Genomic DNA, 13859 nt, shown 5'->3' with positions numbered 1-13859 from the left:
GGCAGTCCTGCTCTTTGCCAGGCGAGCCTTACATTCCCAGAGGCTTGGGTTGAACCGATGAGTTCGCTTGGCCGTGCGAGAGTGACCGTACTCCCAGCATAGCTGCCTTCTCACCTTTGAACATGCGCAGGAGCAGAAAGGCTGCCAGTATGGAGTGTCTTATCAATGACATTGTCGCAAATAGTGCTGGAAACCCTGGTCAGACTAAGGGTGCTTAAGCATCGGGGTCGGAGTGCCGATAGGTTAGAAGCAATACTGCGCTGACAATCTCAACCCGGAATCAAGGAACGACTGCATATGCAGGATATTTCCCACCTGAACAAAACAGCTACCCATAGCGAAGGAGAGAGCAAATCACTAACCCCGATAGCGACAGTCAGGGCACTTTGCCTGCTGGCAGTCATCGCTTTCCTCCTCATCGTCGTCGCCGGCTGCGCGGTTCAGTCAAGCACGCCTTATCCCACTCTGTTCGTCCTCGCTTTCGCGGTGTCGATGCTTCTCAGTTTCTACATTCTGATGAGTCTTATCGAGATTAAGCTGGCTCAAAAGCTGATGCACCTAAAGTCGAGCTTACTGATCTGGGCTGTCTTTTTAGGTGGACTAAGCGTTGTTGCCAAGATCGATGCTCAAGTCGAAATCAATCAAATGTTTCACGTTGACCCCTCTCTGCTACCGATGACATTGACCGCAGCGACATTCATGCATGCCGTGGCTAAACTCCAGTGGATTTTCTTTCTGATTTCCATTGTCTCCTTTGCAATGTTAGTGCGGTACTCCTATTTACGTCGAAAACGTATGCGAGCAGGCGGTTATATGCTCTGCCATCTATCAAACAGTCTGGTATTTTTTCTCGCTGGCATATTTGTAACCACTGTTCTGGCATCGGATGAGCGTCGTGGTGAAGTGTTATATCGCTTTGCACATGCTGCTGACTTCAGTAGCTACTTACCGTGCACTAATGTTCATTCTGATGAATTTGACGTGCTTTATCTCGACAGCAGTAGAGCCAAAATACTCATAGCTCCCAAAATCATTGCCAGTGACGAAATAGAGCCTGCGATATACCCTTTACTTAAGTGGGTACAAATACCGCATACATTCAGAACGTTGATGTGTGAATACGGTGTTGGTGGAAGGAGTTGAATTGGGACTGTAATAGCAGCTTAGCGCGCCCACATGTTGGCTTGTCTCAGAGGAACCTTCTACTGCGGCATTCGCCTGAACTTGAAAACCATCTGAGATGGAACCTTCGTCCTTAATTGATCAGCGGCATCGGCCAGCGCTTCCGGAAAGGAATGGCTGGCTTTTCATGTTCCGTAACGGCGGAATTTTTGCCGTACGTTTCGCCTCGCTTTGGCTACGCGTCGTTGTTTTACTGTTTATACGTGAGTGTCTGTTTTTCCCCTGTGATGTTTCTAATACCGGACTTCGGTAACTCGAATGTTTGGAACTAGACACCCATTGAGTCGACGTGGTGCCGCTTTAAAAAGTAAAACATGTCGTTGGATTCTGCGATCTGGCAGCCTTCATATTTTGTCAAGGTTTGCATAAATCACACGACGTAGGTCGCAGTTGGAAGCAAGATCCAGCGCCGCTGCCCGGCCAGTATTTGAGGGGACGCGTACCAAAAGATACCAAGTGGATATCAATAGAAACGTGAGCAAGCAGAGAATTCCAACAACGATGAACCCAATGCGATTTTCTGCGGCACGGTCACGAACGTTGGAAATCCATTTGGGGCTACGAATTCACCAATGTCGCCTCGGGGTTGCTCAAAAAGCAGCATGAGCAGGGTGAAGGTTCCAACAAGAGACATGGCAAACAATAGTGCGCCAAGGAAGGACCCGAATCCGGTTGCACCATAGGCCCAAAACCGCTGTGCACTGATGTTTACTCGCTCAATCGGTATGTCAAGGGTCAGATAAAATTATTCCAAGTGTGCAAAACCGCTAAGAGTAAAAGCACCCACCATGCTGGCTATAAAGAGAACCGCGTCAATGCGGAGATATTTTCTGAGACGTCGAATATTTTCCTCTCGCTTCATAGGTGCGATCATTTTTTTCCTTCAAAAGTCGAGCTATCAGGCTCTGCGGGGATTAGTTAGGGTCAGTCAGTGAGAGATCTTTCAGGTCTTCGATTGAGGATTGAAAAGGCTCTAAAAGACAGTCTACTCACCCGAAGGACTGTTGCGACAATTCTCCAAGGCCTGTAGAACCTCTTCATTCGCACATTCGCGCGACATAACCAAGGACAGCTATGACTTTAAGTACGGAAATCGATAGGGCCATTTCACTTCAATATCAGGGGGCTTCGGGCTTCGGTGAGCTTGCTCAATTGAGGCGACTTTTCTCGCCCGCATTTGTGTCTGATTTGCAGCAAGCGCTCGCTGCAGACCAGGCCAAAGGTGCGGTAACGGTGACACTCGGCTGGATCGACAAAAGACCTTATGCAGATATGACCGTTTCAGGAACAAAAGACGCTCATCAAAACCCAATTACTCGACCTGTCGAGTTAGGCGACGCGGCGATTTTTGTGATGGAAGTTACCAGATTGAAGGATCAGACCATCAGGAGTCGTATCAGAGGTTTGATTGTTCAGGCCAAAGCTGCCCCGACGGCTTCTCTGCCAAAGGTCCCAGTAACAGCCCTCTCACCATCGCATCCCAATTGCTCTACCAATAAAGAACTCGCGTTGCTTTCCAACTGGCCGAAATTTGACTTGTATCTAGCGAACGGCCGACGTGGCCCAATATTGGACACTTTTACTCTGCCTAAATGTTCCAGTCCTCCCTCTTATGGTTGGTACGCCGCTGCTCCGGGAAGCCGAAGTTCGGGATGGGATACCAGTGGTTATTGGAGGTCGAGGTGGATGTGCGCACCCGCCGTTAAGGGTCACCTCTGCGATAGTACGCTGGGTGAGGTCATAGAGGCGTTATTCAAAAGGTCCAGTATTGATAAAGTTCCTGTCGGTGCGGATTGCACTATGACGTATAGTGTTTATCAAATCGGTGCACCTCCAATACTTCCGAATGTAACAGAATGGGATAGGCTCTGCGCCACCCTTGTACAACTAACTGCAAATAATCGACAAGCTACAGCTGGTCCGCCTGGCCTGTTTGTTTCTTTTCCCTATATGCCCGGGTTGACGGCAATGGTGGGTGCTGCGTTTCGCAAGTTGATTGGCTTTTTCAAAGAGACTCGTTTCCCGGTTATTATTATTGAGCGCGAGTGGTTGGGGTAATATTGAGTGGGTCTGGCTTTATCTGTTTTTATCGCTGTTTCTATGGAAAAAAATGTCATGAATGACAAGAAATTGGCTAGGATCTGCTGGAATAGCAACAACTGGCAAAAGCCCTCCGGGAAACTCGGGAAAGTAAAAAACAATAAATCGTACGAAACTGAAACAGGTTATGGTCACGAGGAGTGGCTACTGGATGTTGGGAAGTTGGTGGATGGTTACCACTATGCTTATATTCAGGCGGTCGGGCAGCACCATGCGAAATATCTGGGGTGTACCTACGATATCTCATTTTATACTATAGACGGGGTAACCAAGTTGCGCTGGTGGTTGGGCGAAATACTGAATGTCCAAGTGATCGAAAGCGAAGAGTCGCGAAAGGTCTACAACGTTTATAAAAGAAAGGGGTGGTTAAATGAAATGTACGCGCAGCTCGATGCGGTCGACGCTGACACAGCTCAATTCAAACGCATTTCCGCAGTAAATTTTTGCTGTATAAAATTTTTACCTGAAGATATCAAGCTTCTTGAGGAGCCTCTGCCTTTTTATTCTGGTAATCCGGCGGTGAAGTCTGATTATTACAATTTGAAGAACAGGATTTTGGTTCCAGAATTTGGCAGTTTCGGTGAGTTCATATTTGCCTCTGGTGGGATGGGTGTAAAGGACCGGACCTCTGCGGTTTATCGTGGAAAAATAACAGATATTGACCTAGTGCATAATCAAATTCAGAAGTGTCTGCGTGAGCTGTTCGATGAACAGTATGGAAGTGTCAACGTTTCTGTCGAAAATCTGACAGGTTTTGGGACAAAGATTGACGTTGTTGTTCGGCTGGGCAAGTCGTTCGTGTTCTATGAAATAAAAACAGCCAATACTGCAAAGCAATGCATCAGAGAAGCGCTCTCACAACTCCTTGAGTATTCGTGTTACACAAACCGCAACCTTGCGAAGAGACTAGTAGTGGTGTCGCCGGCAAAACTGACCGATGAGGCGAATACCTATCTGCAAAATATTCGCAAACTGTTCAACATTCCACTGTTCTATCAGAGCATTGATCTGGAAAATAAAACGTTAACCAAAGAAGCATGAATCGATCGATGAAGTGGCCGCGGACTAATGCTTCGACGAACTCGAATCGCTCATTGTTCTCGGCATTCTCAACCGGGTTCAACAACCGGGTTGGGCAGCTTGCCCTGCACGAAAATTTCTCGGCACTCAGTATTCCTGCACCCTCATTCTCGCCAAATTTGACCTGTTGAACGACGTTCCCCCCTGCACCAATCTGATCACCAAATCGTAGGTCGAGGAGGCCGCTGTCGCGGTGCTCGATCAACCGTTTGCGGCCAATGGCAATCTCGCCACTGCAGGTGACTGCGTGGCCTCGAAGTATCTGGCGGCCTGGTTTATCGCGGGCCTTGTCGATGGAGACGTCGCACGCAATGCGCTTTTTATTACGGCGCGCCGGTGGCGGTGAGAGATCTCTACATCGGGCGGGCGCTGGAGAACATTTCAACGTTCCTGTAAGACAGGGATCAGCTCTCGCTGGTATCGACAGATTCCGGAACCGCCTCTGCCTCCAATCTCGCCCGATCAGCCTTGCTGATGTATTTAGGCTTTTTCGGCGCCAGTTTAGCGCTGGCCTTTTTGGCCTTTTCCTTGAACAACTGCTTGAGTTTCTTTTGGCGATTCATGTGTTCTACCCGGTCTGCAAGTTTGAATATCGGTTAGCGAAGGGCGTAAACGTACGCATCAATGGACGAGCCACAAGATATGCACGTTGCCCTCGAAAAGGGGCGAATCCTGACGTAAGCCTCGGGCCAAGGCAATGCCAATTCCTCACATGGCGATAAAGTCACGTACAGCCTTGATGGTCGGCGCGGGGGCTTCTTCCATCAACCAATGTCCTGCCGCCGGAATCACCACCTCGGTGACGTTGTCCGCAGCATTGCGCATGACGATCGCTTCGTTGTTGCCGAAGGACTTTTAACCGCTCACGGCCAGCACCGGCATGCTCAAGTGTTTCTGCAGGACCGGAGCGTTGTCGAGGGCGTCCTGACGAATGCTGCGGAACTGCGCGAACGCGGCGTGCATGGCGCCGGGACGGGCGTAGAGCTTGGCGTAATGCTGGCGGGTGCCTTCATCGACTTTGGCCGGGTTGCCGGCGAACTCGTTCCACGCACATGCATGGTGGCACCTTCGACCTTGATGTCCTGAGTGTGGAAGGTCGGCGGGAAGGGGACGACCTCGGCAAAAGCCTGGAAACTCAGGGTCAAAAGGGCGAGGGCGGCCAGTAGCGGGCGGTTATGGCGAAGTCTCCAAGCGTGGGGGCGATGGAGAGAGCGTAGACGTATCGATCAGGGCCGGCGGAGTTTCATCCAGAAGCGAACGCCGCCTCGATAAACGCCCCCAGCGCCTGCTCTTCAAGAATCTCGATAGAGAAATGTCCGAAGCGTTTCGGCAGCCAGATGATGCGCGTTCCGGACGGCGATTGCAGGTTTTCGCGAGTCAGTGGTTGGCCGTTTTCGTCTTCCGGCTGAACACCGCTGGCGAGCAGTTCGTCGTAAGCCAACTCGATATCCGGGGTCGTGTAGCAATGGCGGTAAATCATGCCTTCGCCCACTGTATCCAACAGCTCCTTGAGATTCCCCGCCAGCGGCTGGACCAGCATGAAGCGTTCCTGACCGATCAATGCGACGGCATAGCGCACGTGCAGGCCCCCGCGATTCCAGATCTGCGTTGTGGAGATCCGCGCCTGCAGTATCTGCGCGTAGTAGGCACAAGCTTGTTCAAGGTCTTTGACCAGTACGTCGATGTGGCTGAACTTCAAGTCCATGAAATAGCTCCTGTCAGGCCGTGTTGATGGGCTGGGCTGTAATCGACGACCGGCCAGTTGGATTAAACTAAGCTGATGTGTAACGTCAAGATGACACAGGAGCATCCCCCCATGAAGGCGCGCCGCATGATCAAGTCACGTAAGTTGATTGCAACGATTTCTTCCTTGGCCCTGGTCTTCAGTTCGGCGATGGCATTGGCTGACCCCGGTAATGGAAAGGGCCAGGGCCAAGGCAATGGCAAGGGTAATTCGCAGAATGTGCAGGGCCACGGCAACCAGAAAGGTAACGGCAACAAGGGCAACAACGCTGGCGGTGACTGGAATGATGGCCCAAGCATCAATCGCGGCAATGTGCTCGGAATTGTCGGAGGCTATCGCGACTACTGGAGCCCGGGCCCCTCGCTGCCACCGGGCATTCAAAAGAATCTTGCACGCGGCAAGCCATTGCCGCCCGGTATCGCGAAAAAGCTCGATGGACGTCTGCTCGGTCATTTGCCGCATTACGATGGCTACGAATGGCAGCAGGCGGGCACCGATCTGATCCTCGTCGCGCTGGCAACCGGCCTGATTTATGAGGTGCTCAACGGGGCATTTGATTAAGCGTTATCGCGCCGCTGATGTCGCCGCTGGCCAAGGTTGAAGTGTGGCTGCATTGCTGCAAGGCACGCAGCAATGATCTGCAAATGGAGGGTCTTGTTCGTCCGCTCATCGGTTATCAGACTGGAACCACTTACGTTGAAGCAGCTTCCAGATAAGGAGAGATAACGATGGTTTCTGTGATCCGGTTTGAGCAGTTTGGCAATCACGACGTACTGCAAATGCAGGCAACCGACAAGCAAGCGCCGGGGCACGGTGAGGTTTGGCTTGAGCAAGAAGCGGTAGGGGTCAACTTTCTTGATGTGACCCAACGCAAAGGCGCGGTCGCGGTTGCGTTGCCTTCCGGCTTGGGACTGGAAGGCGCGGGGCGGGTGGCCGCAGTGGGCACAGGTGTCAGTAGCATCGTTGTGGGTGATCGCGTGGCTTACGCCACCGGGCCATTGGGGGCTTATGCCTCGGCGCGGCTTTTCCCGGCAGAGCGCCTGGTCAGAATTCCTGATGCCTTGTCTTGCGATGAGGCGGCGGCGGTGATGTTCAAGGGCATCACCGCGCAGTATTTATTGAAATCCACCTATCCCGTAGGGCCGGGCACCACCCTGTTGCTTTACGGGGTGGCGGGCGGTTTGGGGGCGATCATGGCGTCATGGGCAAGGCATCTGGGCGCGACGGTGATCGGTGTCGTTTCGAAACAGGCCAGTGTCGAAAAGGCCCGGGCGTCGGGTTGTAACGAGGTGCTGGTGTTCGACGCCGAGACCCTGGCAGCGGACGTCGCACGACTCACCGATGGGCAGAAGGTCGATGTGGTGTATGACCCGATCGGGCGGGTGTCTTTTCAGGCGTCACTGGACAGCTTGCGCCCGCGTGGTTTGATGGTGTCGTTCGGCGCCTCATCCGGTGCGCCGGCAGCCGTGGAACTGGCGACACTCAACAGCAAGGGTTCGCTGTTTTTGACCCGTCCCTCACTGGCTGCGCACACTGCGACGGCTGCTGAGTATCAGGCGCGTGCGCAGGATGTTCTGGCCGCTGTCGCAGCCGGTATCATCCAGCCACATATCTGGGCGAGCTATCCATTGGCCGATGCCGCACTGGCGCATGCCGACCTGGAAACGGGCCGATCTTCTGGGGCGATTATTCTGAAACCATGAATCTTGATGTCTTGAGCAATCAACACGGCGATGAGATCGCTGCATTCCTGGCCGTCGCCTCGCAAGGTTCCTTTGTCGCGGCGGGTCGGCTGCTGCAACGCCATCCGACGATTATCTCCAAGCGCCTTGCCGCGATGGAGAAGCGTCTGGGCGTTCGCCTTGTCGAGCGCTCGACCCGTCAGGTCCGCATTACCGAGGCCGGCGCCCAATTGGAGCAGCGTCTGCGTTCGGCCGTCGAACTGATGAACGATGCGCAGCAGCAAGCGGCGCAGGGGGCCGGCGAACTTCGCGGCACGTTGCGCCTCGCGTTGCCGGCCGCCATGGGCCGACTCTGGCTGGGGCCGATGTTGCCGGAGTTTCTCAAAGCTCATCCGCAAGTTTCGATTTTTGCCGACTACAGCGAGGGGTTGGTCGACATCATCGAGCAGGGGTTTGACGCCGCCATTCGTATCGGCGAGCTGGAGGATAATCGGCTGATCGCGACGAAGCTCAGCAACCACCGGCGGATTCTGTGCGCCTCGCCAGCCTATCTCCAGGTGCATGGCGTGCCCGCAACACCTGAGGATTTGCTTCAACACAACTGTCTGCGTTTCAGCGGGTTGGCGTCTTTTCCGCTGTGGCGCCTTCATCGTGGCCATGAGCTGCAAACCGTTAGCGTCAAAGGCAACCTGACGGCCAGCGACAGCGAGTCGCTGCTGGCCGCTGCCCGGGCGGATGCCGGCATCTTGGGCGCGGGCGACTGGTTGATGAGTCGCGATATCGCCGCCGGAAAGCTGATTCATGTCCTGCCTGACTGGCAACTGGATAGCGCGGGAGGTGTGTATCTGGTCAGACCCTCGGCGCGGTTTCCGACGGCGGTGGTCGTCGCGTTCAAGCAATGGCTCGAAGCGATGTTCGCGCCCGCGCCACCGTGGGCTTTTTGATGGCTGGCAGTGGTCTGCGGATGGCGCGAGTGACAGCAGATTTGCCTGCAACACTGCGCGCCATCCACCTCGATCAAACGATTTTCAAAGCACTCAGCACGATCAGTGATTGCTCGGCAAAAGCCTGGGCCTGTTCGGTCAGTGCGGCGATGTTGGCTTCGGCGGTGGTCAGCGTTTTGCCGTCCTTGACCAGCACTTCGTTTTGTTCGGCAATGACGCTCCACGCCAGTTGTGCCCACTCTGCCGGGTGCTGTTTGCCCTGGCGGATTGCAATCAGGAACAGTTGCTGGAAGCGGCTGACCGTGACGCCACCCCCGGTGACCGGGCTGCTCAGCACTTGAATGTCGGCGTTGAACAGCGCGCGCTTGCACAGTTGCAGGTTGAACGCAGCGCAGCGTTCGTACACCCGCGCCTCGGCGGCTTCGCTCTGGCACGGGGCTACCGCGCCCATGCTGACCAGGATGGCGATGGCCTGTTCCAGATCGTCGTAGGCCATTGGCGACACCGCATCGAGCAACTGCTGCATCGTTTTGGCTTCATACATCTGGTCCGCGAGGGCATTGAGGAGCGGACGGTAAATTTCCGCTTGCAGCGTCGCTGCGCCAGCGGGGCCGGTGACGCTGGAGGCTACGTTTTCTGTCGGCTGCATCAACACAAATCGCGTATTGAGCATGCGCGAGCGGCGCTCGGTCGCGCTGAGTCGGTTGGCACCGCGCACGTACAGGTCGCGACGGAAAGCCTGGTTGACGAAGTAGTCACGCGCCTGCTCGCGCATCACCGGGTGTTCGATACCGTCGAGAAAGGCCAAGCCTTCGGCGCTCAGGTTGAGTGCGTCAACCGAATCCATCGGCACCGCCGTCGTGACGTAATCGAGCTTGGCCGGGGCCAGTGCATCAACCATGTCGGCGAAATACATGCAGTTCCAGTCGCGATTGAAATATTCATGGGCGACGTACTGACGGTCCTGGCCTTTGATGGTTTGCAGCCTGGCCCCCAAGTGCGGCGCGGCAATGGCGTATTTGGGGTTGGCCGCCAGCAGCGCTTCGGAAAACTGCAACGCGGCATCGATGCGCTGATCCGCTCGCGTCGAGTGACTGGCAAAGCGGTCGTGCAGGCTGAACAATTGGCGCAACGGCGCAGCAGGCGACCAGCCCGGGAATGCGTTGTAGCTGACGTAGAGATGACCACCCGGTTTGAGGTGGCGTCGGGCGAATTCGACAATCAGCTTCTGGTTGTCACGGCTGACCCAGGTCCAGATGCCATGCAGGCTGATGCTGTCGAATTGCGGCAAATCATGGCGCGCCAGCAGTTGCTCGAAGCTGTCGTCGTACAGCCGCGCACCGTTATTGCCAAGCGCCGCGAGTTCAATCGCATGGGCCGCCTGACCGGGGTGGAAGTCCGTACCGACGAAGCCGGCCGGGTTGGCCGTGGCGTGAATATTGATTGACACACCCTGACCAAAACCGAGTTCGCAGTGATAACCGTCGGGGTTGTCCAGACCGGCAAAGCCGCGCAACAACAGGCAGTAACGCTGGAATACCGGATTGATTTCCCGGCTATAGCTGTAGGTGTAGCCTTCGTCCGTGAAATAACCTTCGTTCCAGGCGTTGCTCATGGGTGCAGCCTCTTGAATCGTCATTGAAAGTGGCTTTATACGTGATGGACTCGCGCCATTAAAACCTCTCGGTGTCCACCAGGATGTTGTCGGCAGGATCGAACCATTCGATAGGGTCCATGTGGATATTTCGCAGGGCTACGGTTTGCCGGTGAGATACGTACAGCGGCTCGGCCCAATAATTGATCAGCATCGAGCGTCGGCGCGCGCCCGAAAGATTCCGGCTGCCGGCATGCAGCAGGTCGACATCGAACACCAGAATGTCGCCCGCACGGCCCGTGAGCTGGACGGATCGCGTCTCATCATGGACGTCAGCGGGCGGTGCTCCGGACACGGCAGCGAATGGCGCCAGTCCTGACCCCGGGGCACGGGCCAGCGATCCGACGGCAGTACACCCGCATCAAACGCCTGGCGCAGGTCGTCCAGCCACTCGGCGGGTATGGCGCGACGGAGCAGGGCAAAACCCTGCTGATGAAGCTGTTCACGGTTATTCATGATCGGACGTGTTCGCTCCTCACAAACGCAGGCCCATCTCCAGGGCGCGGGTCTCGAAGCCAAACTCGGCATACATGCGCACCGCGCGCTCGTTGAACGGCCAGACCGTCAGGCGCAAGTCTTGAGCATTTTGCTCGATAGCCCAGCCTTTCACCCGTTGAATCAGCGTGCGGCCAATGCCTTTGCCCCAAAACGGCTCGGCCACACAGACTGACCCGATGCGAACCACGTTCTGCGGCTGCATCAGCGGGCCGGAACTGGCGGACACGGTGGCCGTAATGAACGCCACGGGGCGCTCAGCGGCGCTGGCGATATAGACGATCTGGCCAGGCTTTTCGAATACCCCGGCCCAGTGCGGCAAGTCGCGGGCAAAATCTTCGGTCGCGGCGGCGTAGATATCGGGGCGGGCGGCGTGGTGTACCGAGTTGAGCAATTGGCCCAGCTCGCTCATTGCCAGCGCATCGGCGGCAGTGGCTGTGCGGTAGGCGATGATTTCTTCCATGATAAAAATTGCTCCTTGGGTGTGTTTATAAGTTCGCATCCTGCGGTAAACGGCGAAATAAAGCATCCGGGATCCTGCTGCATTTCAACGAAGCAGGGTGCACCTGGGTCGCTTTTTCAGGCCAATCTGTGCATTGAATGTTTCGGCGTTAAACGAATAATCGAGTGCTCGAATCTTTTGGAGTTGGGCACTGTATGGAAGCGTTACGCATTCAATCTGGCGACATTTATCGTTCATGGACGGCAGCCTCGGAGCGTCGCCCATGAGCCTGCATACCCGCACCAAACGCCTGACTGTACCGCAATTGGTGGCGATGAAAGGCCAACAGAAAATCGTCTCGCTGACGGCGTATTCCAGCGCGATTGCCAAACTGATCGACCCCATCGTCGACTTCATTCTGGTCGGTGATTCCACGGCCATGGTCGGTTACGGCCGCCCCTCGACACTGAGCATGCAGCTCGAAGAAATCATCGGTCACACGCGGGCGGTGGTCGATAGCACGCGCCTGGCCTGTGTGGTGGCCGACATGCCGTTCGGCAGTTATCAGGAATCCCATGAACAGGCCTTTCGCAATTGCGCTCAGGTGTTGGCGCGTACCGGTTGTGATGCGGTGAAGCTGGAAGCCAACAAGGCCTTGGCCTCCACTGTCGAATTTCTCGTGGCCCGTGGGATTCCGGTCATGGCCCATGTCGGGTTGATGCCGCAGTTCGTCAATGTCATGGGCGGTTTCAAGGCCCAGGGCCTGACGGCTGAAACCGCTGCGGTGATTGCCGAAGACGCCCGCGCCAATCTCGACGCGGGCGCCTTCAGCCTGTTGCTCGAAGGTGTGGCGGAGGGCGTGGCACGGCAGATTACGCTGGAGTCGAAAATGCCCACCATCGGCATCGGCGCTTCACCGGCCTGCGACGGGCAGGTGCTGGTCACCGAAGATGTACTCGGCCTGGGCGGTGAACATCTGCCGCGCTTCGTCAAACGCTACGCCGATGTCGGTGCGGTGATCAGCGAGGCTTGTGCGCAGTTTGCTGACGATGTGCGCCACGGCCGGTTTCCTGAAGCGCGGCATTGCTATGGACTGTAGACGCGGTTTTCTTCAGTGATCGACTGCGCCAGTCGTTGCACCGCGTGGGCAATGTTCTTGTCCCAATCGAGGCTGTAGCTCAGGCGCAGGTGCTGGTTCCAGGTGCCTTGCTGGCTGAAGATTTCGCCGGGGGCGATGACAATCCGCTCGGCCAGTAGGCGCTCGAACACCCGTTGCATGTTGATCGGCCGCACAGCCTTGAGCCAGAAGCTCGCACCACCTTGCGGGGGGAGCACCTGCCAGTGGCCGCTACCGTACTCTTCCAGCAAGGTCTGCAGCTGTTGCATGCGCTTGACCAACAGAGCGCGCAACATAGTCAGGTGCTGGTCAATGCGCCTGGAGTTGTAGAGTCTGGCAATCGCTTTCTGCCGCATCGGCGAGAGGCGAAATCCGCGCTGCATAAACAATCGATGAAACTGCGCTGCATGCTGGCGACACAGCACGTAGCCGTACGGCGCTTCGCCGCCAATAATCTTGTCGAATGTCGAGAACACCAGCAGCTTGTGCGGATCGGCAAAGTCCCGATAACGCGTAGCTGACTTGGAGAAACTCAACTCGCCCCACGTGTCGTTTTCGAACAGCCAGATTGCCCGCTCGGCCAGCCAGCGACAGATCTGCTGTTTATCCTGCGCGGGCATCAACTGGCCTTGAGGAATATTCACCGTGGAGGAGAGCACCGCCAAGCGTATCGGTTCGCGCGTGAGTAACGCCTTCAATGCAGGCAGGTTGAAGCGGCCGTCATCGCCGAAGGGCATTTCGACAACGCGGATATTGGCCGCCTGCAACTGGCGCAGAATCGCCCACGAGCAGGGCGATTCCACCAGCGCCACGCTGCCGCCGAGGTTCAAGGCACTGAGCGACAACTCCAGCACACTGCGCAGGTCCGCGCCGATATACACCTGCTCGGCCTGCCAGTGGTTGTGAGTGGAACGGGTGTAGCGTTCAGCCAGGGCCGCGCGCAATTCCGGCTCGCCGAGGGGCTGATAGAGCGGCGCGTGCGAGCGCGGGTATTGGCGGGTCAGTTCGCGCTCCATCGTCAACAATGGGCCTTGCAGCGACAGCAGCATCGCCGGCGCATCGCTGCTCAGTGCCAGCATTCCGGGCTGACGGGCGCTGGCGAAGACGTGATCCAGAAGATTGCCAGAGTTGGCCGTCACAGGTGCCGACGATATTGACCGGGTGAAATAGCCGAACCTGGCTTTGGCGTGGATTCTGCCTTCGTCCTCGAGCAGTGCGTAGGCGTATTTGGTCGTTGATACTGAAACGCCGAGGCGCAACGCCAGTTGTCGCAGTGACGGCAATTTTTGCTCACCCATGCCACTGGCGGCCTCGATCAATCCGACGAGGTAGTGGTAGACCGTTTGATAGGCGAACGCGGTGTCCTTGGGGGGCGTCAATGCTGTTCTCCTTGATTGTCAGCTTAGGGAGCAAACGGAA

General features: G+C 55.9%; 12 protein-coding genes and 2 pseudogenes. 7 read left to right on the top strand and 7 right to left on the bottom strand.

Translation table 11 applies throughout. From position 1 onward, the window contains the following. Window positions 1-297 precede the first annotated feature (297 nt). The 3 genes from ACZZ0A_RS12945 (at window position 298) to ACZZ0A_RS12935 (ending at window position 4323) form a co-directional block, all read left to right on the top strand. On the top strand, window positions 298-1143 hold the full coding sequence (locus ACZZ0A_RS12945) for a hypothetical protein (RefSeq protein WP_463543232.1): 846 nt from the start codon (window positions 298-300) through the stop codon (window positions 1141-1143). 1113 nt (window positions 1144-2256) lie between these two features. Further along, window positions 2257-3240, top strand: coding sequence for a hypothetical protein (locus tag ACZZ0A_RS12940; protein WP_463543231.1), 984 nt, complete (start codon window positions 2257-2259; stop codon window positions 3238-3240). Window positions 3241-3297: 57 nt separating this feature from the next. Continuing rightward, window positions 3298-4323 carry a hypothetical protein gene (locus tag ACZZ0A_RS12935; RefSeq protein ID WP_463543230.1) on the top strand — a complete coding sequence of 342 codons (1026 nt, stop codon included), beginning with the start codon at window positions 3298-3300 and terminating at the stop codon, window positions 4321-4323. A 443-nt stretch (window positions 4324-4766) separates the two neighbouring features. Here the strand turns inward: ACZZ0A_RS12935 and ACZZ0A_RS12930 are convergent, their stop codons facing one another. From ACZZ0A_RS12930 to ACZZ0A_RS12920, 3 genes and pseudogenes are all read right to left on the bottom strand, one after another. Next, on the bottom strand, window positions 4767-4925 hold the full coding sequence (locus tag ACZZ0A_RS12930) for a DUF2986 domain-containing protein (protein WP_007916107.1): 159 nt from the start codon (window positions 4923-4925) through the stop codon (window positions 4767-4769). A gap of 145 nt (window positions 4926-5070) precedes the next feature. Beyond that, window positions 5071-5409 (bottom strand): annotated as a pseudogene (locus tag ACZZ0A_RS12925) (alpha/beta fold hydrolase); the annotation flags it as partial. Between the two features lie 196 nt (window positions 5410-5605). Continuing rightward, window positions 5606-6067, bottom strand: coding sequence for a VOC family protein (locus ACZZ0A_RS12920; protein WP_007916108.1), 462 nt, complete (start codon window positions 6065-6067; stop codon window positions 5606-5608). A gap of 126 nt (window positions 6068-6193) precedes the next feature. On the opposite strand from ACZZ0A_RS12920, the gene ACZZ0A_RS12915 reads away from it, so the two are divergent. The 3 genes from ACZZ0A_RS12915 to ACZZ0A_RS12905 all read left to right on the top strand — a co-directional run bounded on the left by ACZZ0A_RS12915 (window position 6194) and on the right by ACZZ0A_RS12905 (window position 8732). Further along, complete coding sequence (locus ACZZ0A_RS12915) at window positions 6194-6667, top strand: anti-virulence regulator CigR family protein (protein ID WP_447787565.1); 474 nt, start codon at window positions 6194-6196, stop codon at window positions 6665-6667. Between the two features lie 167 nt (window positions 6668-6834). Beyond that, on the top strand, window positions 6835-7809 hold the full coding sequence (locus ACZZ0A_RS12910; protein ID WP_463543229.1) for a quinone oxidoreductase family protein: 975 nt from the start codon (window positions 6835-6837) through the stop codon (window positions 7807-7809). Beyond that, on the top strand, window positions 7806-8732 hold the full coding sequence (locus tag ACZZ0A_RS12905; protein WP_463543228.1) for a LysR family transcriptional regulator: 927 nt from the start codon (window positions 7806-7808) through the stop codon (window positions 8730-8732). Before ACZZ0A_RS12910 ends, ACZZ0A_RS12905 begins: the two co-directional genes overlap by 4 nt. Window positions 8733-8805: 73 nt before the next feature. Here the strand turns inward: ACZZ0A_RS12905 and ACZZ0A_RS12900 are convergent, their stop codons facing one another. The 3 genes and pseudogenes from ACZZ0A_RS12900 to ACZZ0A_RS12890 form a co-directional block, all read right to left on the bottom strand. Beyond that, complete coding sequence (locus ACZZ0A_RS12900) at window positions 8806-10347, bottom strand: class I SAM-dependent methyltransferase (RefSeq protein ID WP_007916114.1); 1542 nt, start codon at window positions 10345-10347, stop codon at window positions 8806-8808. 58 nt (window positions 10348-10405) lie between these two features. After that, window positions 10406-10842, bottom strand: a pseudogene (locus ACZZ0A_RS12895) (phytanoyl-CoA dioxygenase family protein). Window positions 10843-10861: 19 nt separating this feature from the next. Continuing rightward, complete coding sequence (locus ACZZ0A_RS12890) at window positions 10862-11344, bottom strand: GNAT family N-acetyltransferase (RefSeq protein ID WP_463543227.1); 483 nt, start codon at window positions 11342-11344, stop codon at window positions 10862-10864. A 262-nt stretch (window positions 11345-11606) separates the two neighbouring features. Between ACZZ0A_RS12890 and panB the strand changes: the two genes are divergently transcribed. Next, complete coding sequence (gene panB, locus ACZZ0A_RS12885) at window positions 11607-12422, top strand: 3-methyl-2-oxobutanoate hydroxymethyltransferase (protein WP_463543226.1); 816 nt, start codon at window positions 11607-11609, stop codon at window positions 12420-12422. Here panB and ACZZ0A_RS12880 read toward each other — a convergent pair. Further along, complete coding sequence (locus ACZZ0A_RS12880; RefSeq protein WP_463543225.1) at window positions 12410-13819, bottom strand: aminotransferase-like domain-containing protein; 1410 nt, start codon at window positions 13817-13819, stop codon at window positions 12410-12412. The two genes, panB and ACZZ0A_RS12880, sit on opposite strands and share 13 nt — an antisense overlap. Window positions 13820-13859: the final 40 nt, after the last annotated feature.

It is taken from the genome of Pseudomonas sp. AC242, assembly GCF_979258655.1.
This window is presented reverse-complemented; position numbering and strand designations above follow the sequence as displayed.

What these genes read in the sequence shown, in the direction of transcription:
- ACZZ0A_RS12945 (WP_463543232.1), top strand. Translation starts at nt 298, where the DNA reads ATGCAGGATATTTCCCACCTGAACAAAACAGCTACCCATAGCGAAGGA.
- ACZZ0A_RS12940 (WP_463543231.1), top strand. Translation starts at nt 2,257, where the DNA reads ATGACTTTAAGTACGGAAATCGATAGGGCCATTTCACTTCAATATCAG.
- ACZZ0A_RS12935 (WP_463543230.1), top strand. Translation starts at nt 3,298, where the DNA reads ATGAATGACAAGAAATTGGCTAGGATCTGCTGGAATAGCAACAACTGG.
- ACZZ0A_RS12930 (WP_007916107.1), bottom strand. Translation starts at nt 4,925, where the DNA reads ATGAATCGCCAAAAGAAACTCAAGCAGTTGTTCAAGGAAAAGGCCAAA.
- ACZZ0A_RS12920 (WP_007916108.1), bottom strand. Translation starts at nt 6,067, where the DNA reads ATGGACTTGAAGTTCAGCCACATCGACGTACTGGTCAAAGACCTTGAA.
- ACZZ0A_RS12915 (WP_447787565.1), top strand. Translation starts at nt 6,194, where the DNA reads ATGATCAAGTCACGTAAGTTGATTGCAACGATTTCTTCCTTGGCCCTG.
- ACZZ0A_RS12910 (WP_463543229.1), top strand. Translation starts at nt 6,835, where the DNA reads ATGGTTTCTGTGATCCGGTTTGAGCAGTTTGGCAATCACGACGTACTG.
- ACZZ0A_RS12905 (WP_463543228.1), top strand. Translation starts at nt 7,806, where the DNA reads ATGAATCTTGATGTCTTGAGCAATCAACACGGCGATGAGATCGCTGCA.
- ACZZ0A_RS12900 (WP_007916114.1), bottom strand. Translation starts at nt 10,347, where the DNA reads ATGAGCAACGCCTGGAACGAAGGTTATTTCACGGACGAAGGCTACACC.
- ACZZ0A_RS12890 (WP_463543227.1), bottom strand. Translation starts at nt 11,344, where the DNA reads ATGGAAGAAATCATCGCCTACCGCACAGCCACTGCCGCCGATGCGCTG.
- panB (WP_463543226.1), top strand. Translation starts at nt 11,607, where the DNA reads ATGAGCCTGCATACCCGCACCAAACGCCTGACTGTACCGCAATTGGTG.